We start from the raw sequence: 20,369 nt of genomic DNA on the forward strand, positions 1-20,369 counted from the left end.
TCCTTCGGCTTACTGGTTCATCGCCGCGAAGAAATCGTCGTTGGTCTTGGAATCCTTCATCTTGTCGAGCAGGAATTCCATCGCATCGACCGTGCCCATCTGCATCAGGATACGGCGCAGCACCCACATCTTGGAAAGCTTGTCCTTCTCCACAAGGAGCTCTTCCTTGCGAGTGCCGGACTTGCCCACGTCGATCGCCGGGAAGATGCGCTTGTCCGCGACCTTGCGGTCCAGCACGATCTCGGAGTTGCCGGTGCCCTTGAACTCTTCGAAGATCACTTCGTCCATGCGGCTGCCGGTATCGATGAGCGCGGTGGCGATGATGGAAAGCGAACCGCCCTCCTCGATGTTGCGCGCGGCACCAAAGAAGCGCTTCGGGCGCTGCAGGGCGTTCGCGTCGACACCGCCCGTCAGCACCTTGCCTGACGACGGCACGACGGTGTTGTAGGCACGGCCAAGGCGCGTGATCGAATCGAGCAGGATAACGACATCCTTCTTGTGCTCGACGAGACGTTTCGCCTTTTCTATAACCATTTCAGAGACTTGTACGTGACGGGTCGCCGGCTCATCGAAAGTGGAGGAAACGACCTCACCCTTCACGCTCCGCTGCATGTCGGTCACTTCCTCCGGCCGCTCGTCGATCAGCAGCACGATCAGGAACACCTCGGGGTGGTTGTCGGTGATCGCCTTCGCGATGTTCTGCAGGAGGACGGTCTTACCCGTGCGCGGCGGCGCGACGATCAGCGCGCGCTGCCCCTTGCCCTGCGGCGCGATGATATCGATGACGCGCGCGGACTTGTCCTTGAGCGTCGGGTCGAGCGTGTCGAGCGTCAGCTTCTCGTCGGGATAGAGCGGCGTCAGGTTGTCGAAGTTGACACGGTGACGGACCTGCTCGGGATCGTCGAAATTGATGAGCGAGAGCTTGGTCAGCGCGAAATAGCGTTCGCCGTCCTTGGGACCGCGGATTTCGCCTTCAACCGTGTCGCCGGTGCGGAGGCCGAATTTGCGGACCTGATTCGGAGACACGTAGATGTCGTCCGGCCCGGCGAGATAGTTCGCCTCGGGCGAGCGCAGGAAGCCGAAGCCATCGGGCAGCACCTCGATGGTGCCGCCGCCCATGATCTGCTCATCGTTGTCGGCAAGCGCTTTCAGGATCGAGAACAGCAGATCCTGCTTGCGCATGGTGGACGCGCCCTCGACGCCAAGCTCTTCGGCCATGGCAACGAGGTCGGCGGGGGTTTTCTTCTTGAGGTCTTTAAGGTGCATGACCATCGGTGGGCCTTCAGTGAATCGTGTGAAAAGCTGGCGCCAGGGAGATACGAGGAAAATCGAAACAATGCCCTGCGCGGGCGCCTCAGAACGAGGACTTGGTTTTCGACTTAGGAACGCGCCCCGTGGAAGTCAAGCCGATCAGAACGGCCGGAGCACCGCGAGCAGCACCACAACGATCGCGACGAGGCTCGGAAGCTCGTTCCACATGCGCAGGCTGCGCTCACTCACGGGCCGCTCCCCGCGCGCCATTTTCCTGGAAACGCCGACGATCCAGCCGTGGAAACCCGAGAACAGGAACACGACCGCGAGCTTCGCGTGGAGCCAGCCGTTGCCAGCCAAACCCAGATTGAACGCAAGCGCGAGGCCGAGCACCCAGACCATGATCATGGCGGGGCCGACGATGATCTTGCGAAGCCGTTCGATGCGCGTGATCCACAGCGCATCCTCGGGCGATCCGGGCGCGACGGGGTGCTGGTAGACAAGGTAGCGCGGCAACATGAACATGCCCGCCATCCAGAAGATCACGAAAATGATGTGGAACGCGCGCACCCAAAGGTGGGCGCCGCCGAGCCAGCCGACCCAGCTTTCCATCTAGAGCGGGCTCCGGATCGCGGCGAGCGCGGCTTCAACGTGGGCGATCGGTGTTTCCTTGTCGATGCCGTGGCCCAGATTGAACACATGCGGTCGCGCCGCGAGCGCGCTGCGAATCCGCCGCACGGCGCCGGGAAGCGCATCCCCACCGGCGAGCAGCAGCAGGGGGTCGAGATTGCCCTGCACCGGCAGCCCCTTCGGCAGTGCCTCATCCGCCCAGACCGGATCCACGGTTTCATCGAGCCCGACGGCGTCGACGCCCGTTTCGCGCGCATAACGCGGCAGGTTTCCGCCTGCGCCTTTTGGGAATCCAATGATCGGCACCGATGTGCGCGCCTTCAATCGCTCCACGATTGCGCGTGTCGGCGCAATCACCCAGCGATCAAACTCTTGCGGTGCAAGACTGCCCGACCAGCTGTCGAAGATCTGCACGGCATGGACGCCCGCAGCGACCTGACCGGCGAGATACTCCACGGTGACGTCAACGATTGCATCGATCAGCGCAGAGAAACGCTCAGGCTCTCTGTAAGCCATCAAGCGTGCCGCCGCCTGGTCCCGGCTACCCTCGCCCGCGACCATGTAGGTGGCGACCGTCCACGGGGCTCCAGCGAAGCCCAGGAACGTGGTTTCATCCGGAAGCGCCTTCGCGACCTTGGCGACGGTTTCGTAAATCGCGGCAAGATGTTCCGGCGCGGGGTGCAAACCCTCAAGCCTTGCCCCGGAAAGCGGCGGCGCAAGCTGCGGGCCTTCGCCTGCCGTGAATGTCAGCGCCTGGCCTATCGCGTGCGGTACGATCAGGATGTCCGAAAACAGGATGGCGCCGTCGAATCCGAAGCGACGGATCGGCTGCAGCGTGATCTCCGCCGCGGCGTCGCTGTCGTACACCAGCGCCAGGAAACCGCCCTTCTCGGCACGAAGCGCGCGATACTCCGGCAGATAGCGTCCGGCCTGACGCATGAACCACACCGGAGGCACGGCTTGTCGTTCACCGTTCAGCACTGCGAGCAAGGATCGGAACCCCATATCTCTTCTCTTATAAATATATAGAAATGGATTTGGTTGATTGTTGGGCTGGGGATAACGGGGTTTCCTGTGAAGTCCACAGGCAAGCGTGACGCAGCCGATCAAGTCCTCGCGCGGGTTTGCATGGCACGGGCGGACTTATCCACCGGATTCACAGGAAGCGTTTGGGATTGTCCACCTGGGGATGATCTTCCTTTGCCGCCGGGCGGGGGGATGAACGACCACCCGCTTGCCGGTTATCCCGTGAGTCCTTAATCGAGTCGTCCGGGGGCTTATCCACAACCGCGCGGCAGGAGGCGACACATGCGGCTGCACTTGCATCTCGTTTCCGATTCGACCGGCGAAACCCTTGAATCTGTTGCGAAAGCCGGCCTCGCGCAGTTCGAGGACGTGGAAACGATCAAGCATTTCTGGCCGCTCGTCCGCTCGAAGGGCCACCTTGATCGCGTGCTGATGGATATCGCGAGCCGCCCCGGCCTCGTGCTGTTCACGCTCGTCAACGCCGATATGCGCAGCCACCTTGAGGCGCGTTGCCGCGCGATGGGGCTGCCGGCGGTTGGCGTGCTCGATCCGGTGATCGAAGGTCTGCAGGCGGTTTTGGGTCAACGCGCCGCCGCGCGGCCCGGCCGCCAGCACCAGATGGACGAGGCGTATTTCCGCCGCGTCGCGGCCATCGACTACACGATGAACCACGACGACGGGCAGGGCGCCGACAATTGGGAGGAAGCCGATATTCTGCTGATCGGCGTCTCGCGCACGTCGAAAACGCCGACCTCGATCTATCTCGCGAACCGCGGATACAAGACCGCGAACCTGCCGCTGGTGCCCACGAGCCGCCCGCCCGAGCAGCTTTTCCGTTTGTCGAAGCCGATGGTCGTCGGGCTCACCACCAATCCGGACAGGCTGGTGCAAGTGCGCCGTAACCGGCTGCTCAGCCTCGCGCAGGCGCCCGAGACCGCCTATGTGGATATGGACGAGGTGACGAAGGAGGTCGCTGCGGCGCGGCGGCTTTGCGCAGACAACAGCTGGCCGGTGATCGATGTGTCGCGCCGTTCGATCGAGGAATCGGCGGCGGCAATCATCAACCTCTACAACGAGCGCGCCGAGGCGCGTGCCAACGGTTCGGCGGCATGATGTCATTCGTTCTCGCGTCGACGAGCGCTTCAAGGCAGGCGATGCTGACGGCGGCTGGCGTGCCGTTCGAGGCGCTGGCGCCGATGGTCGACGAGGCTGAACTGAAGCGCGCGCTTCTGTCGGAAGGCGCGGATGCGCGCCGGGTGGCGGATGCGCTGGCCGAAGCCAAGGCCGTGAAAATCTCGCGCAAGATTCCGCCCGCGCTGGTGCTCGGCAGCGATTCGGTCGTCGCGCTCGACGATGGCACGATGATCGACAAGGCGCCCGATCGCGAAACACTCGCCGCGCAGCTCCGCAGCTTGCGCGGCCGCACGCACCGGCTGGTCTCAGCGGCCGTCGTGGCGGAAAACGGAAGCCCGGTCTGGCGTTTCGTCGGCGTGGCCAAACTCACGATGCGGGATTTTTCGGACGCGTTCCTCGATGCCTATCTCGATAACTGCGGCGACGTCCTGCTCGGGTCGGTGGGCGGCTATCATATAGAGGGACACGGCGCGCAGCTTTTCGCGCGTGTCGACGGCGACCAGTTCACGATCCGCGGCCTGCCGCTTCTCGCCGTGCTCGATTATCTAAGAACGCGCGGTGTGATGCCAATATGACCCTGCTCTATGCCGAGGTGATCGGCGATCCGATCAGCCATTCCAAATCGCCCGCCATTCACAAGTTCTGGCTCGACCGGCTCGGCATCGCCGCCGACTACCGCCGCGCGCATGTGAAAGCGGAGGATCTTGCCGCCTATATCCAAAGCCGCCGGGCGGATCCCGACTGGCGCGGGTGCAACGTCACGATTCCGCACAAGATCGCGGTGATGGATCATGTCTCGGATCCCGGCGGCGTGCGCGAGAGCATCGGCGCGATGAACACGATCGCGCGAGCTGAAGACGGCGCGCTGTTCGGCACGAACACCGACGCGGGCGGATTTTTCGCGCCCATCGCGGGTCTTGATCTCGAAGGCCGGCCGGTTGCCGTGATCGGCGCAGGGGGCGCAGCGCGGGCGGTGCTTTTTGCCTTGTCGAAAGCGAACGTCGGCCCGGTCACGGTTCTCAATCGCAGCCCGCTAAAGGCGATGGGCCTGCTGGCCGCGTTCGGCCTCAAAGGCGCGGCGAAGCCGCTCGATGCGCCGCTTCCGCAAGCCGCCCTGCTTGTGAATGCAAGCGCGCTCGGCATGACCGGGCAGCCGCCGCTCGATCTCGATCTCTCGCCGCTCGCCGACGATGCCGTCGTCTACGACATCGTCTACAGCCCGCTCGAAACCGGCCTTCTCAAGGCTGCGGATGCGCGCGGCCTTGAAACCGTGGACGGCCTCGAAATGCTGATCGGCCAGGCTGCGATCGCCTTTTCGCTGTTTTTCGGCGTAGCGCCGCCGGAAGGTTGCGAGGACGAATTGAAGGCGCTGCTCACCCAATGATCGTTCTCGGTCTCACGGGCTCAATCGGCATGGGGAAGTCGACGGTCGCGGCAATGTTGCGACGCGCGGGCGTGCCCGTGTTCGACGCTGATGCAGAGGTGCACCGGCTGCAAGGCCCCGGCGGCGCTGCGATCGAAGCGATCGAGGCGGCGTTCCCCGGCACGACCGGACCCAAGGGCGTCGATCGCCCAAAACTTGGTGCCGCGGTGTTCGGCAACACCGAAGCCCGCCGCCGCCTGGAAAAAATCGTGCATCCGCTGGTGCGGGAGGCGCAGCAGGCGTTTCTGGCCGAGGCGCGGCAAAACCGCGCGGCAATCGTCGCGCTCGATATCCCCCTTCTCTTCGAAGGCGGCGGCCACGCGCATGTCGACGCCACCATCGTGGTGTCCGCACCCGCGCATGTGCAGCGCCGCCGCGTGCTGGCGCGGCCTGGAATGAGCCATGAGAAGTTTGCGGCGATCCTCGCCACTCAGATGCGTGACCGCGAAAAGCGCCGCCGCGCGGATTTCGTGATCGACACGGGACAGAGCCTGCGCGAAACGCGGGCTGAAATCCGTCATCTCGTCTCTTGTCTCCGGCGTCATGGAGTCCGATATTGCAAGTCATGCGTGAAGTCATCTTCGACACCGAGACGACGGGTCTCGACCCGTCGGACGGGCATCGCATCTGCGAAATCGGTTGCGTCGAGCTCGTGGGCCGGATCGAAACGGGGCGCACGTTCCACGCGTACATAAATCCGTGCCGCCCGATGCCCGCCGAGGCGGAAGCGGTGCACGGGCTCTCCGACAAGTTCCTCTCCGACAAGCCGACGTTTGCAGCGGTTGCCGCTGAATTCGTGGCCTTCATCGGCGACGCGCGACTCATCGCGCACAACGCCGAGTTCGATCGGCGTTTCATCAACTGGGAACTGCGCAACTGCGGCCACGATCAGATCCCGATCGAGCGCGTGGGGGATACGCTCGTCCTGGCGCGCAAGAAGTTTCCCGGCGCCAAGCATTCGCTCGATGCGCTTTGCACGCGCTTCAGCATCGATCTGACCGCGCGCGACAAGCACGGCGCGCTGCTCGATGCCCAGCTGCTTTCACGCGTCTATGTGGAGCTCATGGGCGGCCGCCAGATTGGCATGTCGCTCGGCCAGGCGGCCACGCATGAGGAAACGGTTGCGGTTCGCGTCGAACGCAGCTACGTGGCGCCCCGCCCGCACGCCGCGACGCCTGAAGAGCTGGCGCGGCATGCTGCCTTCCTCAAGCTGCTGAAAAATCCGCTGTGGGAGCAGACGGGCACGGGTTGAGTTGTTCGTGTTGGGGTGGGATGCGCCGGAAGGTGCGTCTCATAAGTGTTTACCGCCATCGCCCGGCAAACCGGCGGGTGAGGCCAAAAAGAAAGGATGGACCGAAATGGATATCCGCGTTTCCGGTCAGCAGATCGATGTCGGCGCTTCGCTGACAACGCATATCGAAACCACGCTGGGCGCGATGGTGCAGAAGTATGGGGTGCGCGCCACCGGCGCGAACGTCACGCTGAAGCCGGGTCCGCACGACGCTGGCTTTGTCTGCGATATCCTGATGCAACTGACGCAGGGCCTTGTGCTGAAGGCGTCGGATCGGTCCATGAACACCGCGCAGCTCGGCTTCGACGGCGCGGCCGAAAAGATCGACAAGCAGATGCGCCGCTACAAGCGCAGGCTTGAGGATCACCACCGCCTGAACGGTGTGAAAGACGTTGCTTTCGACGCTGAATACCGCGTGCTGCGCGCGATCGACGAGGAAGTGGAAGACACCACCAGCGACAGCGCCGACAACCCCCTCATCGTCGCCGAAACCCGCGTCGACATCCCCGACGCCAGCGTTTCCGATGCGGTGATGATGCTCGATCTCCGGCATACCGGCGCGCTGATGTTCCGCAACAGCCGCACGGGCGCCTACAACATGGTGTACCGCCGCGAAGACGGGCACATCGGCTGGGTCGAACCGCCCGCCGCCTGAGCGGCGGTGCGTTAACGGCCCTTGCAGAGGGTTTGGGGTACAGGCTCAGCCATGTTCGATCTCGTCACACCGCGAACGGTCCACACGGGACTCCGCGCCGGCAGCAAGAAGGCACTGCTTCAGCAGCTTTCCGCGCTTGCCGCGCCGGTCGTTGGTGTCCCCGAAGGACGCATCATGGAGGTGCTGCTGGAGCGTGAGCGGCTGGGCTCGACGGGGCTTGGCGGCGGTATTGCCGTGCCCCATGCGCGGCTTGCTGAACTCAAGGGCGTGCAGGGCCTGTTTGCGAAACTCGATCCGCCGATCGATTTCGAAGCGATCGACCGCCAGCCGGTCGATCTCGTGTTCATGCTGCTGGCGCCCGAGGACGCCGGCGCCGACCATTTGAAAGCGCTGGCGCAGATCAGCCGCATGTTCCGCGACCGTCGTCTCGTCGATAAGCTTCGGGGGACCAATAATAGCGATGCTCTTTACGCGCTTTTAAGCGGAGTCGGGCATAGCGAAGCAGCATGAGCATCGAGGTCACCCAGGATGAAGGCAAAGCGGCGCGTCTCGCGGGCCGCCGCCAGGTCGTGTTCAAGGGCGAGATTCGCCTGATCGACCGGCAGTTCGGGTGCATCGTGCGCGATATCTCCACGAGCGGCGCGCGCATCGCCTGCAAGCAGATGCTGCCCAAGGGCACCGCGCTTCACCTGTTTCTCCCCAAATACGGCACATTTCCGTGCCTTGTCGCGTGGGCGGACCAGGGGCTGATGGGTCTCGTCTTCGTCGATGGCGATTCGGGCGGGCTGCAGCGGCTGGGTGACAAGGCGCGCATGCTCGGGCTGCTTGATGCCAAGCCGGATCAGCCGAAACACGCCGCCGCTGCCAGCGCCTGATCGGCGCGGGTGCAAATCAAAACGCATATATGGGTCGGCGCGCTTCGCCGCCGCGTCGAGGCTGCGGGCGGCTTCGCGACCATCATTGCCAAGGGTGAGCCTGATTCGGGCGCCGTTCTGCTACTCCTGCGCGACACGTCCGGCACGATAACGGCGCTTTCCCGCGTGAATATGGGAGACGGCAAGGTCTCGTGGCAGCCGATTTTCGAGAATCGCGAAGAACGCGATCCGGCCGCACAAGAGGCGCTCGAAAAGCGCAGAAAATTCGATCCCGATCTGTGGATCGTTGAACTGGATGTCGAGAATCCAGGGCGTTTTGTCGCCAAAGATTAACAATTTCTTGACTCTCGACTGTCGGGAGGGCAATGCGCACGGCGAAATGATTATGCGCCACGCCTTCTGGGCCGGCGCTGATGTTGAACTCCCGGCGCTGGCGGCCTGATTTTCGGCCCCGCTCGTCCCCTTGGACGGCCCCGGACAACGAGCGGACCCTTCCATGTCTAAATCCATACGGGGCATCGGCCTCGTCGCGTGCTGCGCGGCGATGATCGCGATGGTGTGGCCTAGTGCCGCCCCGGTGGCGGGCGATCATATCGTCAGCAACCTCGAACCTGCCGCGATCACGCTCGACGTGCCGATGGCGGCCCAGCAGGGTCTGCCGTTCTCGCCGGTCCGCCTTGAAAACGAACTCGATGTCGACCAGACGCCGCGTGTCGGGCTCAGCGTGCCAGAGGAAACCGGCCCGACGCTCGATCTCGCCGCGCTTGTCGGCGACGTCGCCGATATGCACCGCAGCGAGCTTGAAGACGAGATGCGCTGCCTGGCGAGCGCGATCTACTATGAAGCGCGCGGCGAATCGCTCGAAGGTCAGCTCGCGGTCGCGCAGGTGATTCTGAACCGCGCGGAAAACGAGCGGTGGCCCAATGATATCTGCGCCGTCGTCTATCAGAGCGGGCAGTTTTCCTTCACGTTTGACGGGAAGCCCGACATTCCGGCCGTGAAGGGCCCGGCGTGGAAGCGCGCCGAAGCCATCGCCATCATCGCCGTCGGCCAGGGCTGGCAGGACGTGACCGACAAGGCGACGTTCTTCCATGCGACTTACGTGAAGCCGGGCTGGCGCCGCGTGAAGGAACAGACGCGGCGTATCGGCGGCCACATCTTCTACCGCTAGACCACTTTCGTTCCCGTCCTGTTCTGGTAGAGTGTGGCGGATGAGTCCTGCTGCCCTTCCCGCCGAATCGCCGATGGTGGCGTGCGACGTCGTCCGCGGGGTCACGCGCATGTTTCATCATCTCGGCCTTGCCGCGCTCGCCGAGGTGCCGCTGCGCAACGGTCGCCGCGCGGACGTGTATGCGATCGATGCGAAGGGCGAGATCGTGATCTGCGAGGTCAAGGTGTCGCTCGCCGATCTGCGCGGCGACATGAAGTGGCCCGATTATCTCGATTTCTGCGACCGCTTCTTCTGGGCGGTACCCCCGCACATTCCGGCGGCGATCCTCGATGAGCCCGCGTTCCGGCCGGAAATCAGCGGCGTGATCGTCGCCGATCGCTTCGATGCGGCGATTCTGCGCAACGCCCCCGCAAACCCGCTGCCTGCTGCAAGGCGACGCACCGAAATCCTGCGCTTCGGGCGGCTCGCGGCGAGCCGCTTCCAGCGGGCGGAAGATCCGTTCTTCGGGGAATTGTCCTAGCGGGGTGACCGCTTCGACAGGATGCGCTGCAGCGTGCGCCGGTGCATCTTCAGCCGCCGTGCGGTTTCCGAAACGTTGCGGTCGCACAGTTCGTAGACGCGTTGGATGTGCTCCCACTTCACGCGGTCGGCGGACATCGGCTCTTCGGGCGGCGCGGGCTTCGCTTCGCCGGGCGCGAGCAGCGCGTTCAAAATCGCGTCGGGGTCTGCCGGCTTGGGCAGGTAATCGACCGCGCCGGCCTTCACAGCTGCAACGGCGGTGGCAAGGTTGCCGTAGCCGGTGAGCATCACGATCCGGATGCCGGGACGCAGCGCACGCAGTTCCCCGACAAGATCGAGCCCGTTGCCATCGCCGAGCCGCATATCGAGCACTGCGTAGGCCGGTTTCAGTTCAGCCGCGATCCCGCGCGCCTCCGCAACGCTGGCCACGGCGGCCACCGTATAGCCGCGGCGCTCGAGCGTAAGGCCCAGGCGCTGGCGAAAGGCGTTGTCGTCGTCGACGAGCAGCAACGTGCGGTCAGCAGTGTGCGGAGCGCCGGATTCGGTTTCGGTCGTCATGCCTGTCCTTCCGTTCCTGCCGCGATATAGGCGATCGGCCAGGTGATTTCGACTACCGCTCCGCCCCCTGCGGCATTTCGGAACGTCAGCGCGCCGCCGGTGCGCTCAAGGAGCGTCGTGGCGATGAAGATGCCGAGCCCCGTGCCGCCGCGCGCCGAGCGTGACGGGCCGAGATAGGGCTCGCCGAGATGCGGCAGCAGTTCGGGCGGAAAGCCTGCGCCGTCGTCGGTGATCTGCAGCGTAACGGTTCCGGCGTCCGTGACCGCCCCGATCCGCACCTCGCGCGCCGCGTGGCGAACGGCATTGTCGATGAGGTTGACGAGGCCGTGCAGCAGCTCGGGCGTGCGCGCCACCACAGTGGACGGAGCATCGACATGCACGCGCTTGCCGCTCGCTTCGAAGGGCTGCACCACTTCGTGCAGCAGCACGCGCAGCGGCACGTGCGGAAAGGGCGCGTCCACTTCGGCGCGGTGGGCAAGGTCGGTCATGATCTCGCGGCAGCGCTTGGCTTCCCGGTCGAGCAGCGCGACGTCCTCGCCGAAATCGGGGTCGTCTCCCAGCGTTTCGGCAAGATCGCGCGCGACGAGGCTGATGGTGCCGAGCGGGCCGCCGAGTTCGTGCGCGGACGCTGCCGCGAGCGCGCCGAGCGCGGACATCTTCGTCTCGCGCTCCAGCACCGCCTGCGTGATGACCAGCGCCTGCTGCCAGCGCCGCGCGTCAAGCGAGACGCGGAGCACGTAGATGGCCAGGAACACAACGGTGAAGCCGAGCGCGACGATGCTCGCGAGCACATAGATCGGCGGCAGCACCGGCGGTGGCCCGGCCCACGGCAGCGGCAGCGACCACTGCCAGAGCACGCCGAGGATCGCCATCGCGATCAGGATGAGCGCCACCGTGGCGCGTGCGCTCAGCAGCGTCGCGGAAATCGTGACCGGCGCGACGAGCAGCACGCTGAAAGGATTGGCGAGGCCTCCCGTCAGGTAAAGCAGCACGCCGAGTTGCAGCAGATCAAAGGCGAGATGCAGCAGCGCTTCGGCGCCCACAAGCCGCGCCGTTGGCGCATAGAGCGTCGAAAGCCCGATATTGAGCAGGGCGGACGCGAGAATCGCAGCGCCCGCCGCCGCGAGCGGAACCTGAAAGCCGAGCAGCAGGTGCACGACAAGGAAGGCAATCGACTGTCCGGCGATCGCCATCCAGCGGATGGTGACGAGCGTGCGGACGCGGACACCTGCGGTGCCGAGCGCCGTCGGCAGCGGCGCCTGCTGGAGCGGCCCCTGCGGGAGCGATTGCGGCTGCGGCACGCCGCGGCCCGTCAGTTGCCCGGGTTCTGCAGCGGCAGCACCGTCGTCGGCTTTGCCTCGTCGGTTTTCGCCTTGTTGTCGTTGTCCTTGAACATGCGCACGATCGCGGCGGCGCGGCGGTCGCGCTCGGCATAATCGCGTGCGGACATGCCGGCGACATGGTCGGCAAGATCGGGTTTCGCGCCTGCGTTCAGCAGCTCGCGCACGACCATGGCGTTCCTCTGCTGCACGGCCACGATCAGCGGGCTCTCGCCCCGGCTGTTCACTGCGTTCACGTCCGCCTTGCGGCGAAGCAGTGTCTGGATGCCATCGATGTAGCCGAGCTGCGAGGCCACGTGCAGCGGCGTATTGCCGTCCTTGTCGCGGACGTTCACGCTGGCGCCGTTGGCGATCAGGAAGTTCATCCACGGCACGTCGCGGCGGCGGGTCACCATGTGCAGCGCCATTTCACCGCTGTCATTGTCCCGCGTGTCGATCAGCGTCGATCCCGGCTGGTCGATCATCGACTTCACCTTCAGCACGTCGCCGTCTTTCACCGCCTTGAAGAAATTGTAGCGGTCCGAAAACTGTGCGGCGGCGGGCGCTGCAAGCGACAGCGCGGCGAATGTCATGAGAAGAGCGGCAAGTTTACGCAGGCTGGACATGTAGCACGGATCCGATTTGTCCCCGAGGGCAAAGCTGGTCTATAGGCCGGACAAGCTGAATATGAAACAACCGCGTCGCCTCTCCTTTCTCCGCATCGCGCTGCTCCTTGCCGCGGCCGTTGCGCTTGTCGCGGCATTCATCTGGCTCGCCGCGCCGAAGCCCGCCGCGCAGAATGTGGAGGAGCCGCCGCTCGCCGGTGCGCCCATCGGCGGCGATTTCGCGCTTACCGATCAGAACGGCAAGCGGGTTACCAACGACAGCCTCAAGGGCAAGTATCGCCTCATCTATTTCGGCTACAGCTTCTGCCCGGATGTGTGCCCGGTGGATGTGCAGCGCATGGCGCAGGGCCTGAAAAGCTTCGAAGCGTCGAACCCCGCCCTTGGCGCGCGCGTGCAGCCTGTATTCGTCACCGTCGATCCGGCGCGCGATACGCCTGCGGTTCTGAAGGATTTCGCGGCGGCGTTCCATCCGCGCCTTATCGGCCTCACCGGCACGCAGGCGGAAATCGACACCGCGAAGCGCGCCTACCGTGTTTATGCCGCGAAGGGCGAAGGCACCGATCCGCAGAACTACCTGATGGATCACAGCGCCTTCATCTATCTGATGGACCCGGACGGAAAGCCCGTCATGTATTTCGAGCGCGCGGATGATGCAGCCGCGATCGCCGCCGGCCTTGCGAAATGGGTGCGCTGACGACCCCCTTCTGGGAAACAAAGCGGCTGGAGGATATGTCGCGCGAGGAGTGGGAAGCGCTCTGCGACGGTTGCGGCAAATGCTGCCTGCACAAGCTGGAGGACGAGGACACGGGCGAGCTCGTTCCCACCAATGTGGCCTGCCGCCTGCTCGATCGCCGCACGGGGCGCTGCTCGGATTATCGCAACCGCCGCGCCCACATCCCGGATTGTGTGCGGCTCACCCCCGCCAAGGTGCGCAGCATCGATTGGCTTCCCTCCACCTGTGCATACCTCCTGCTCGAACGCGGTGATCCGCTGCCCGAATGGCATCCGCTGATCACGGGCGACCCGGAAAGCGTGAAGCGCGCGGGCGAATCGGTGAGCGGCTGGACGGTTTCGGAGGACGAGGCGGGTCCGCTCGAACACCATATGCTGGACCGCGTTTTGTGAGCCTCGCGTTCCTGCGGCGCACGCTTTCGCGCAAACCCGTTCTCCCCGACGTCCTCGAAATCGATGGCCGCCTCGTTCCGCTTCGCGTACGCGTCAGCCCGCGCGCGCGGCGCATGACGCTGCGCGCCGATGCCGCGCTCGGCTGCATTGGGCTTACGTTGCCGAATGGCATTTCGCACCGTCGCGCTGCCGCTTTCCTTGAAACGCAGAAGCCGTGGATCGCGGCGTGCACGCAGAAATGGCCGACGCCGCGCCCGTTCGCGCCGGGGGCCGATATTCCCTATGGCGACACCGAAATCAGGATCGAATGGCGGGCCGATCTGCCGCGCACCGCACGGCTGGAGGGCGAGGTTCTCCACATCGGTGGTCCTGCGGAGGCACTGCCGCGCCGCGTTGAAACCTGGCTTCGGCGAGAGGCGCTGCGGCTGCTCGCCGAGGATTGCACCGCGCTTGCCGCCGAGATCGGCCTGCCGCCGCCGCCGATCCGGCTGGGCGACACGACCGGACGCTGGGGCAGCTGCAGCAGCCAGGGCGCGCTCGCATTCAGCTGGCGGCTCGTGATGGCGCCGGAATTTGTGCGCCGCGCCGTCGCCGCGCACGAGGTGGCCCACATCGTCCACCACAATCACGGGCCGGAATTTCACGCCCTGTGCAGCCGCCTGTCGGGTGCCACCGCGCGCAAGGCGACGCGTTGGCTCGCGGTGCACGGCGCCGCGTTACATTGGATCGGGCGCCGCTGAAGGCTCCACGGGCGGCGCTGCCTCTTCCAGCCACGCATTGTCGAGCGTGCCCGGCCGGTGCACACGCGGAAGCGGGTTGCCGTCACCATCCACCGGCACCTCGATCGCACCCTGATAATCGGGCCCGCCGCGATAATACTCGTCCGGATAGCCTGCGATCGTGCCGTCGAGCCCATAGACCTCGGCATCGGGCTCGCTCAGCGTATCGTCGATCTGGATGTTGCTGTTCAGCTCGACGACCGGCATGCCCTTCGTTGCGACGCGCATGAACGCCGCGAAGGCGCGCGCGGGCGCCGTGCCGCCCTGAAGGCCGCCGACGCGCTTGTTGTCGTCGCGGCCCATCCAGACGCCGGCGGTAAGATCGCCGGTGAAGCCCACGAAATAACCGTCCTTGTTGGAGCTGGTCGTGCCGGTCTTGCCGGCGAGCGGACGCCCGATCTGTGCCTGGCGTCCGGTGCCGGTCTCGACCGCTGCCTGCAGCAGGTTGGTCATGTTCGCGGCGACCCATGGCGCGACGAGCACGCGGGGGTTTTCAGCCTGACGCTCATAAAGCTTGCGGCCGCGCGCGGTCTCGATGGAGGTCACCGCATAGGGACGCACCTCGATGCCGCCGCGCGCCACGGCGGCGTAGGCGGAGGTCATGTCGATCAGGCGGACGGTCGAGGCGCCGAGCGCCATTGCCGGCTGGCGGCTGATCGGCGTCGCGATGCCGAAACGCCGCGCCATGTCTGCAACCGCGTCGAAGCCGGTCCGCGTCGCGAGCTGCACGGCGACTGTGTTGATGGACTGCGCGAAGGCCTGTCGCACCGTCACCTCGCCGACGTAGCGCCCGTTCGAATTGCGCGGGCTCCAGCCGCCGATCTGCACCGGCTCGTCCACGACGATATCGTCGGGCAGCACACCGCTTTCGATCGCGGCGAGATAGACGAACAGCTTGAACGCCGAACCGGGTTGCCGCTCGGCGATCGTGGCGCGGTTGTAGAGCGATTCGACATAGTCCTTGCCGCCCACCATCGCGCGCACCGCGCCGTCGTGCGACAGTGCGACAAGCGCGCCCTGCGCCTCCGCGGGCGTCTGCGTGCGGACCGCATCTTCCGCACCCTTCTGCATCGAAGACAGCAAGGTCGTCCGCACCACGAGCGGTTCCACCGTCTCGTCGGTCAGGATATCGAGCTGCGACATCACCCAGTCGGTGAAGTAGCGCACGTTGTTCTGGCGGGCCTGCGGCGCAAACGTGATGTCCTTCAGGTCCGCCTGCGCGGCGGCAAGATCGGGCAGCGGCTTCGTTTCGTTGATCACCGACAGCACGACCGCAGCGCGCTGGCGCGCCCGCTCGGGATCGGAGGATGGTGCGTAACGCGACGGCGCTTTCACAAGGCCCGCGATGATCGCGGCCTCGGGCAGGCTCAGCGTCCGCGCGCTATGGCCGTAGAAACGCCGGCTCGCGGCATCGATGCCGTAGGCGCCGCCGCCGAAATACACACGGTTGAGGTACAGCTCGAGGATCTGCTCCTTCGAGAACTTGCGCTCGATGGCGAGCGCGAGCAGGCCTTCCTTCGCCTTGCGCGTCCACGTGCGGTTGTTGTTCAGGAAAATGTTGCGCGCCAGCTGCTGCGTGATCGTGGAAGTCGCCTTCAGCCGGTCGCCCGTCTTCGCGCTCACGAACAGCGCGCGCGCGATGCCGAGTGGATCGATGCCGGGGTGCCAGCGGAAGCGCCGGTCTTCCACCGCCAGCATCGCATCCACCATCACATCGGGAATCTCGTCGTAAGTCAGCCACTGGCCGTAGGAGGGGCCGACTGACACGAGCACGGCACCGTCCGCCGATAGCACGCGGATCGATTGGCCGTTCGGCGACCGCATCATGTCGTCGAACGAAGGCAGCGACGACATCTGGATGCCCACCGCGACCGCCAGGATGACGAGCAGGAGGGTTCCGAAGGCGAGCGAAATTTTCAGTGCTGATTTTAGAAATCGGCCCAAGGCGTGCGTATCCGTTACCGTCCCCGTGTGCGCCGTGTATGCGCCAATCGCGGCGGCAACAAGGCCCGTTCGACGAAGAGATTGCCTGCGCCGACCTTTCGCCGGCCTGAAGCGCCAACGCGCTTCCTGTCGCTGAAGACGGGGTTAACAAGATGTTAATTACTTCATATGCGGAACAGTTTCATTTCGGCATCGCAAGACACGGAAGTAAACAATCACTTAATCTGTTCGACAATGAAATAATTCACCATGATGTTCCCGTGATCGATTACATTGCTGGTCGCTCATGAAACCAGAAGTCATCTTCGTGCCATCGGTTCCGGCCGCCGCCACGCTCGCGCGGCACGAACGCTGGATGCTGGCTGGCCTGTTCACGGCCGCGGCGGCGCTGTTCGTGCTGACCTTCCTTGCGATGCAGCCGTTCATCGTGGAACGCGTGGCGGGAGAGATTCGAAAGGAGACCGGCAGCGCGCAGGTCGCCGCCTTCGACATCGATGCCGAACTCGCCGATCTCATGGAAACCGAACCCGTGGATCTTTCGGCGGGTGCCGATCTTCCCCCCGCCGATGTGTTTGCCGAAGCGAAGGGGCCGCCGCTCAATCTTCTGGCGCAGGTCGAGCGCGCGCGTGTGGCGGTTGCTGCTCTGCCGCCGCCGGTTCCGACCGGACCTGTGCTTACCGAGGAAGAGCAGATGATCGTGGAGGCGAATGCCGAACGCCGCGCGGTGAAGCTGGCGCTCGAGCGGCTGTTTGCGCGCACCGAGAGCGGCGACACCAGCCTTGCCGACGCCGTGCTGGTGCAGCCGCTGCTGCGCCGCGCCGAACAAGCGGCGGGGCAGCTCGATGTCTACGGAGACGCGCTGCTGCTTTCGGAAGGCCCGCTGATGAAGCAGGTCGCTTTCGCGGGTTTTCACGCCAGCCGCGCCGCCGCCATGATGGATATAGAGCGTGCCGAGGCGATTCTGGGCTGAGCGGCACACGGTCTGAGACGGGCCGCGTTTCAAATCCACTCACACTTTGGCGCGCGATCCTTTAGAGCGTGTCCTGTTGATTTTGAAGCGTCGTGACGGAGCGGAAAAGGGCGCATGGGTAGGAGCGAGGAGGGAGCGATGCAGAAGCATCGTGACCGACGAGCGACGCCCCCATGCGCCCTTTTCCGCCCGCCGCTTCGCGGTTGCGTTACCGCGCCCGCCGGACGGCGTCGCGCGGTTTGCGCGTAGCTCTGCTACGCGCCGCACCACGCTCCTTGCCGGACGAACACGGAAACGCAATCACGATGCTTCAAAATCAACAGGACACGCTCTAAAGCGGTGCCATGAGGACGAACCGCCCGGTGCGCCGGGTTTGACCGAAAAGGCGGAAGACGGGACGCGCGGCGCTGATACCGCGGCGCTCGCGAAGGGCGGACGTACGAACTTCTTCGGGTTCGTGCTCCGGCTGCTGGCGCGCCTGCCCTTTCTGTTCATCGCCGGTCAGCTCTACGGCGCGGAGGCGCTCGGCCGCTTCGCTTATGCCACGATGATCGTGGAGCTGATGGCGGCGCTTGCCACCATCGGTCTCAAGCGCGGCCTCGCCAAGGAACTCAGCAAGGGCGATCGCCCGGAAAGCCATGTCGTCGGCGATGGGCTCGTGCTCGCGTGGATGCTGTCGCTCATCGGTGCGCTCATCATGATTGCGCTGCCGCAGATCGTCTTCCCGAACAGCAAGATCTCCGGGCTGGACAGGATCTTCCCGCTCACGGCGATCTTCATCGTCGGTTCTGACGTCACGCTCGCGGCGCTCGCCTATCGGCACCGCGTCGGGGCGACGGTCACCGCGCGTTCGATCGTCGAGCCGTGGGTGCTGACGATCTTCGCCGCCGCGCTGGCCTTCATCCCGGAATGGAAGCCGGACGCGATGATCATCGCCTACGCCGTTTCGCTCGGCGCGGCGTTCGTCGCCTCGATCGTGCCATGCGTGCGTCTATTCGGCCTGCCGCGTGGATGGCGGCCGCATCCCGTTCGGCTGTTCCGCATGATGCGGGAAAATCTGCCGATCGCGGGTGCGGATGCCATCGAATGGGCCTCGCGGCGCATCGATCTCCTGATCCTCGGCCAGTTCGCGACGCCGGCCGTGCTCGGCATCTATTACGTCGCGCAGCAGGTCGTCACGCTGCCGCAAAAGCTCAAGGTGACGTTCGATCCGATTCTGGCGCCGGTCATCACCAATGGCCTGAAGCAGGGCAACAGCTCCGTCATTGCCGGGCATCTGCGGCAGGTCGGTTTCTGGATTCTCGCCGCGCAGATCGGCATCGCGCTCTCACTCGGGATGACAGGCGAAGCGGTGCTCGATCTTGTCGGCGAAGGCTTCGGCAGCGGCACGATGATCCTCAATCTGCTGCTGCTCGCCGAAATCGCCTACGTGACGGGCGCGGTCGCGGAAACCTGCCTCGTCTACACCGCGCGGCACCGCAATCTGATGCTGTCGGTGGCGACGCTCGGCGTGCAGGTGGGCCTCACGCTCGCCTTCATTCCGCTGTTCCGAGAGCTGTTTCCGCCCGAATCGCCCGACGCTGCCGTGAACGGCATCGCGCCCGCCGCCGCGCTCCTCGCGTCGGGGCTGTTCGCGACCGTCGTGAAATCGCGGTTGCTGCGCACCACGCTCGGCGAGCCGGTCTCCGGCTGGCGCTGGCCGATGCTGCTTGCGGCCGGCGCGGCCTTCGCTGTGGGCATCCTCGTGCAGCGCTATCTGGTCGCGTACTGGGAGCTCGTGCTCGGCCTGCCCGCCATCCTTGCGACCTACGGCATCGTGCTCTGGTATCGCGGTTTCGAGGAAGAAGACCGGCTGCTCTTCGCCGGGCGCGACAAGTTCCGCAACGATCCGGAACAATCCTAAAGCGTGTGGCGCGGCGTCCGTTTGGCGCCCCACGGGCCGCTCAGATCGTGTAGCTCGACATCGATGCATTCCGCGTCTGCGCGCAGCGCGGCGCCGCCCGCGAAATCGATCTCGATGCCGCCGTTTTCCCAGCGCAGCGCCAGCAGATCGAGTACCGTATCGGATGCCGGCCAGTTCCGCCGTTTGAGACTCGTGAGCGAATCCAGGCGCAGCACGCAGCGCACGCGCGAGGGTTGCCGTGTTTCCCAGCGATAGCGGTTGGCGATGATGACGAGCCGCCGTGCCTTCGCATCATAAGCGATATCGCCGCGCTTCACGGCGGCGTCCTGCACCAGCGCGGAAATCGTTTCGAGGTCCGCCTCGTCCACAGCGAGCAGCCGCAGGCGTTCAGTCACTGGAAACCCGCTCGATATCGGCGCCCGCGCCGGAGAGCTTTTCTTCCAGATGCTCGTAGCCGCGGTCGAGGTGGTAGATGCGGTTCACAACCGTTTCGCCCTCTGCCGCAAGCCCCGCGAGCACCAGGCTCATCGAGGCGCGAAGGTCGGTCGCCATAACCTGCGCGCCGGTGAGCTTCGTGACGCCGTGCACGTCGGCGGTGCGGCCCGAAACGCGAATGTCCGCGCCCATGCGCGCCAGCTCCGGCACGTGCATGTAGCGGTTTTCAAAGATCGTCTCGGTCAGATGGCTGGTGCCGTCGGCCAGCGCCAGCATCGCCATGAACTGCGCCTGCATGTCGGTGGGGAATCCGGGGAAGGGCTGCGTTTCGATATCGATGGCGCGGATCGGCCCGCTCCGTTTCACGCGGACACCCTCGGTCGTGGCGTCAACCTCCAGCCCTGCGTCGCGCAGCCGGTCCGCGACAACGCCGAGCGTGGCGAGATCGGCGCCGACGAGTTCCACCTCACCCCCCGCCGTGCCGACCGCGCAGGCGTAGCTGCCCGCCTCGATCCGGTCCGGCATCACCGCATAGGTCGCGCCGTGCAGGCTGGTACGGCCCTGCACGTGGATGGTGGAGGTGCCGTGGCCCTCGATCTTCGCGCCCATCGCGTTCAGGCAGTTGGCGAGGTCGACGATTTCGGGTTCGCGCGCGGCGTTCTCGATCACCGTTTCGCCCTTCGCCAGCACGGCGGCCATCAGCGCGTTCTCGGTGGCGCCCACCGATACGATCGG

The 20,369-nt window shown here is 65.2% G+C and carries 24 protein-coding genes and 1 pseudogene; 16 read left to right on the forward strand and 9 right to left on the reverse strand.

The window, feature by feature from the left end; genetic code table 11:
• Positions 1 to 9: 9 nt before the first annotated feature.
• The 3 genes from rho to hemE form a co-directional block, all read right to left on the reverse strand.
• Positions 10 to 1,266 carry a transcription termination factor Rho gene (gene rho / locus DFR51_RS17210; protein WP_121053438.1) on the reverse strand — a complete coding sequence of 419 codons (1,257 nt, stop codon included), beginning with the start codon at positions 1,264 to 1,266 and terminating at the stop codon, positions 10 to 12.
• Positions 1,267 to 1,410: 144 nt separating this feature from the next.
• Positions 1,411 to 1,863, reverse strand: a complete 453-nt coding sequence (locus tag DFR51_RS17215) for a CopD family protein (RefSeq protein WP_121053403.1) — start codon at positions 1,861 to 1,863, stop codon at positions 1,411 to 1,413.
• Entirely contained in the window at positions 1,864 to 2,886 is a 1,023-nt protein-coding gene (gene hemE / locus DFR51_RS17220; protein ID WP_121053404.1) for a uroporphyrinogen decarboxylase, read from the reverse strand.
• Between the two features lie 303 nt (positions 2,887 to 3,189).
• Between hemE and DFR51_RS17225 the strand changes: the two genes are divergently transcribed.
• From DFR51_RS17225 to DFR51_RS17275, 11 genes and pseudogenes are all read left to right on the forward strand, one after another.
• Positions 3,190 to 4,020, forward strand: a complete 831-nt coding sequence (locus DFR51_RS17225; RefSeq protein ID WP_121053405.1) for a pyruvate, water dikinase regulatory protein — start codon at positions 3,190 to 3,192, stop codon at positions 4,018 to 4,020.
• On the forward strand, positions 4,020 to 4,616 hold the full coding sequence (locus DFR51_RS17230; RefSeq protein ID WP_121053439.1) for a Maf family protein: 597 nt from the start codon (positions 4,020 to 4,022) through the stop codon (positions 4,614 to 4,616). The genes DFR51_RS17225 and DFR51_RS17230 overlap by 1 nt, the downstream gene beginning before the upstream one ends.
• Complete coding sequence (locus DFR51_RS17235; RefSeq protein WP_174234217.1) at positions 4,613 to 5,425, forward strand: shikimate dehydrogenase family protein; 813 nt, start codon at positions 4,613 to 4,615, stop codon at positions 5,423 to 5,425. Before DFR51_RS17230 ends, DFR51_RS17235 begins: the two co-directional genes overlap by 4 nt.
• Positions 5,422 to 6,000 (forward strand): annotated as a pseudogene (gene coaE, locus DFR51_RS17240) (dephospho-CoA kinase); the annotation flags it as partial. The gene DFR51_RS17235 and the pseudogene coaE, both read left to right, overlap by 4 nt.
• A gap of 29 nt (positions 6,001 to 6,029) precedes the next feature.
• Complete coding sequence (dnaQ, locus tag DFR51_RS17245; protein ID WP_121053406.1) at positions 6,030 to 6,716, forward strand: DNA polymerase III subunit epsilon; 687 nt, start codon at positions 6,030 to 6,032, stop codon at positions 6,714 to 6,716.
• Positions 6,717 to 6,822: 106 nt separating this feature from the next.
• On the forward strand, positions 6,823 to 7,410 hold the full coding sequence (hpf, locus tag DFR51_RS17250) for a ribosome hibernation-promoting factor, HPF/YfiA family (RefSeq protein ID WP_121053407.1): 588 nt from the start codon (positions 6,823 to 6,825) through the stop codon (positions 7,408 to 7,410).
• A 51-nt stretch (positions 7,411 to 7,461) separates the two neighbouring features.
• Positions 7,462 to 7,920 carry a PTS IIA-like nitrogen regulatory protein PtsN gene (gene ptsN, locus DFR51_RS17255; RefSeq protein WP_121053408.1) on the forward strand — a complete coding sequence of 153 codons (459 nt, stop codon included), beginning with the start codon at positions 7,462 to 7,464 and terminating at the stop codon, positions 7,918 to 7,920.
• Positions 7,917 to 8,285 (forward strand): PilZ domain-containing protein, encoded by a 369-nt coding sequence (locus DFR51_RS17260; protein ID WP_121053409.1) that lies wholly within the window; start codon positions 7,917 to 7,919, stop codon positions 8,283 to 8,285. The genes ptsN and DFR51_RS17260 overlap by 4 nt, the downstream gene beginning before the upstream one ends.
• A gap of 9 nt (positions 8,286 to 8,294) precedes the next feature.
• Entirely contained in the window at positions 8,295 to 8,618 is a 324-nt protein-coding gene (locus tag DFR51_RS17265; RefSeq protein WP_121053410.1) for a DUF1491 family protein, read from the forward strand.
• A 163-nt stretch (positions 8,619 to 8,781) separates the two neighbouring features.
• Complete coding sequence (locus tag DFR51_RS17270) at positions 8,782 to 9,456, forward strand: cell wall hydrolase (protein ID WP_121053411.1); 675 nt, start codon at positions 8,782 to 8,784, stop codon at positions 9,454 to 9,456.
• Between the two features lie 40 nt (positions 9,457 to 9,496).
• Positions 9,497 to 9,976: an MmcB family DNA repair protein gene (locus DFR51_RS17275; protein WP_121053412.1), complete on the forward strand. Its 480-nt coding sequence runs from the start codon at positions 9,497 to 9,499 to the stop codon at positions 9,974 to 9,976.
• Here the strand turns inward: DFR51_RS17275 and DFR51_RS17280 are convergent.
• The 3 genes from DFR51_RS17280 to DFR51_RS17290 are packed head-to-tail and all read right to left on the reverse strand — an operon-like array spanning position 9,973 to position 12,445.
• The gene (locus tag DFR51_RS17280; RefSeq protein ID WP_121053413.1) at positions 9,973 to 10,533 is read right to left on the reverse strand and encodes an ActR/PrrA/RegA family redox response regulator transcription factor; all 561 of its coding nucleotides are present in this window, start codon (positions 10,531 to 10,533) and stop codon (positions 9,973 to 9,975) included. The genes DFR51_RS17275 and DFR51_RS17280 overlap by 4 nt on opposite strands.
• Positions 10,530 to 11,834, reverse strand: coding sequence for an ActS/PrrB/RegB family redox-sensitive histidine kinase (locus DFR51_RS17285; RefSeq protein ID WP_243445535.1), 1,305 nt, complete (start codon positions 11,832 to 11,834; stop codon positions 10,530 to 10,532). The genes DFR51_RS17280 and DFR51_RS17285 overlap by 4 nt, the downstream gene beginning before the upstream one ends.
• An 11-nt stretch (positions 11,835 to 11,845) precedes the next feature.
• On the reverse strand, positions 11,846 to 12,445 hold the full coding sequence (locus DFR51_RS17290; protein ID WP_243446580.1) for an ankyrin repeat domain-containing protein: 600 nt from the start codon (positions 12,443 to 12,445) through the stop codon (positions 11,846 to 11,848).
• 94 nt (positions 12,446 to 12,539) lie between these two features.
• On the opposite strand from DFR51_RS17290, the gene DFR51_RS17295 reads away from it, so the two are divergent.
• The 3 genes from DFR51_RS17295 to DFR51_RS17305 are packed head-to-tail and all read left to right on the forward strand — an operon-like array spanning position 12,540 to position 14,343.
• Positions 12,540 to 13,172, forward strand: a complete 633-nt coding sequence (locus DFR51_RS17295) for an SCO family protein (RefSeq protein WP_121053442.1) — start codon at positions 12,540 to 12,542, stop codon at positions 13,170 to 13,172.
• Positions 13,160 to 13,603, forward strand: a complete 444-nt coding sequence (locus tag DFR51_RS17300) for a YcgN family cysteine cluster protein (protein WP_121053415.1) — start codon at positions 13,160 to 13,162, stop codon at positions 13,601 to 13,603. Before DFR51_RS17295 ends, DFR51_RS17300 begins: the two co-directional genes overlap by 13 nt.
• Positions 13,600 to 14,343: a M48 family metallopeptidase gene (locus DFR51_RS17305; protein ID WP_121053416.1), complete on the forward strand. Its 744-nt coding sequence runs from the start codon at positions 13,600 to 13,602 to the stop codon at positions 14,341 to 14,343. Before DFR51_RS17300 ends, DFR51_RS17305 begins: the two co-directional genes overlap by 4 nt.
• On the opposite strand, the gene DFR51_RS17310 is transcribed toward DFR51_RS17305, so the two are convergent.
• Positions 14,320 to 16,326 (reverse strand): transglycosylase domain-containing protein, encoded by a 2,007-nt coding sequence (locus DFR51_RS17310; protein WP_243445534.1) that lies wholly within the window; start codon positions 16,324 to 16,326, stop codon positions 14,320 to 14,322. The two genes, DFR51_RS17305 and DFR51_RS17310, sit on opposite strands and share 24 nt — an antisense overlap.
• A gap of 286 nt (positions 16,327 to 16,612) precedes the next feature.
• On the opposite strand from DFR51_RS17310, the gene DFR51_RS17315 reads away from it, so the two are divergent.
• Positions 16,613 to 17,296, forward strand: a complete 684-nt coding sequence (locus tag DFR51_RS17315) for a hypothetical protein (RefSeq protein ID WP_121053417.1) — start codon at positions 16,613 to 16,615, stop codon at positions 17,294 to 17,296.
• A gap of 373 nt (positions 17,297 to 17,669) precedes the next feature.
• Positions 17,670 to 19,199: a lipopolysaccharide biosynthesis protein gene (locus DFR51_RS17320; protein ID WP_121053418.1), complete on the forward strand. Its 1,530-nt coding sequence runs from the start codon at positions 17,670 to 17,672 to the stop codon at positions 19,197 to 19,199.
• Here DFR51_RS17320 and DFR51_RS17325 read toward each other — a convergent pair.
• Together DFR51_RS17325 and DFR51_RS17330 are read right to left on the reverse strand one after the other, a co-directional pair.
• Positions 19,196 to 19,594 carry a DUF2948 family protein gene (locus DFR51_RS17325; RefSeq protein ID WP_160119074.1) on the reverse strand — a complete coding sequence of 133 codons (399 nt, stop codon included), beginning with the start codon at positions 19,592 to 19,594 and terminating at the stop codon, positions 19,196 to 19,198. The two genes, DFR51_RS17320 and DFR51_RS17325, sit on opposite strands and share 4 nt — an antisense overlap.
• Positions 19,587 to 20,369, reverse strand: a 783-nt coding sequence (locus DFR51_RS17330) for a UDP-N-acetylglucosamine 1-carboxyvinyltransferase (RefSeq protein ID WP_121053444.1), incomplete at its 5' end; no start/stop codon positions are given. The genes DFR51_RS17325 and DFR51_RS17330, both read right to left, overlap by 8 nt.

The sequence above is a fragment of the Sphingosinicella microcystinivorans genome (assembly GCF_003634215.1).
In the GTDB taxonomy this organism is placed as follows: domain Bacteria; phylum Pseudomonadota; class Alphaproteobacteria; order Sphingomonadales; family Sphingomonadaceae; genus Sphingosinicella; species Sphingosinicella microcystinivorans.

Excerpts from the sequence above, each read along its gene's own strand:
- DFR51_RS17270 (WP_121053411.1), top strand. The coding sequence starts at position 8,782 with ATGTCTAAATCCATACGGGGCATCGGCCTCGTCGCGTGCTGCGCGGCG.
- DFR51_RS17275 (WP_121053412.1), top strand. The coding sequence starts at position 9,497 with ATGAGTCCTGCTGCCCTTCCCGCCGAATCGCCGATGGTGGCGTGCGAC.
- dnaQ (WP_121053406.1), top strand. The coding sequence starts at position 6,030 with ATGCGTGAAGTCATCTTCGACACCGAGACGACGGGTCTCGACCCGTCG.
- DFR51_RS17225 (WP_121053405.1), top strand. The coding sequence starts at position 3,190 with ATGCGGCTGCACTTGCATCTCGTTTCCGATTCGACCGGCGAAACCCTT.
- hpf (WP_121053407.1), top strand. The coding sequence starts at position 6,823 with ATGGATATCCGCGTTTCCGGTCAGCAGATCGATGTCGGCGCTTCGCTG.
- DFR51_RS17280 (WP_121053413.1), bottom strand. The coding sequence starts at position 10,533 with ATGACGACCGAAACCGAATCCGGCGCTCCGCACACTGCTGACCGCACG.
- DFR51_RS17260 (WP_121053409.1), top strand. The coding sequence starts at position 7,917 with ATGAGCATCGAGGTCACCCAGGATGAAGGCAAAGCGGCGCGTCTCGCG.
- DFR51_RS17295 (WP_121053442.1), top strand. The coding sequence starts at position 12,540 with ATGAAACAACCGCGTCGCCTCTCCTTTCTCCGCATCGCGCTGCTCCTT.
- DFR51_RS17230 (WP_121053439.1), top strand. The coding sequence starts at position 4,020 with ATGTCATTCGTTCTCGCGTCGACGAGCGCTTCAAGGCAGGCGATGCTG.
- DFR51_RS17300 (WP_121053415.1), top strand. The coding sequence starts at position 13,160 with ATGGGTGCGCTGACGACCCCCTTCTGGGAAACAAAGCGGCTGGAGGAT.
- DFR51_RS17235 (WP_174234217.1), top strand. The coding sequence starts at position 4,613 with ATGACCCTGCTCTATGCCGAGGTGATCGGCGATCCGATCAGCCATTCC.
- DFR51_RS17315 (WP_121053417.1), top strand. The coding sequence starts at position 16,613 with ATGAAACCAGAAGTCATCTTCGTGCCATCGGTTCCGGCCGCCGCCACG.
- DFR51_RS17290 (WP_243446580.1), bottom strand. The coding sequence starts at position 12,445 with ATGACATTCGCCGCGCTGTCGCTTGCAGCGCCCGCCGCCGCACAGTTT.
- hemE (WP_121053404.1), bottom strand. The coding sequence starts at position 2,886 with ATGGGGTTCCGATCCTTGCTCGCAGTGCTGAACGGTGAACGACAAGCC.
- DFR51_RS17215 (WP_121053403.1), bottom strand. The coding sequence starts at position 1,863 with ATGGAAAGCTGGGTCGGCTGGCTCGGCGGCGCCCACCTTTGGGTGCGC.
- rho (WP_121053438.1), bottom strand. The coding sequence starts at position 1,266 with ATGCACCTTAAAGACCTCAAGAAGAAAACCCCCGCCGACCTCGTTGCC.
- ptsN (WP_121053408.1), top strand. The coding sequence starts at position 7,462 with ATGTTCGATCTCGTCACACCGCGAACGGTCCACACGGGACTCCGCGCC.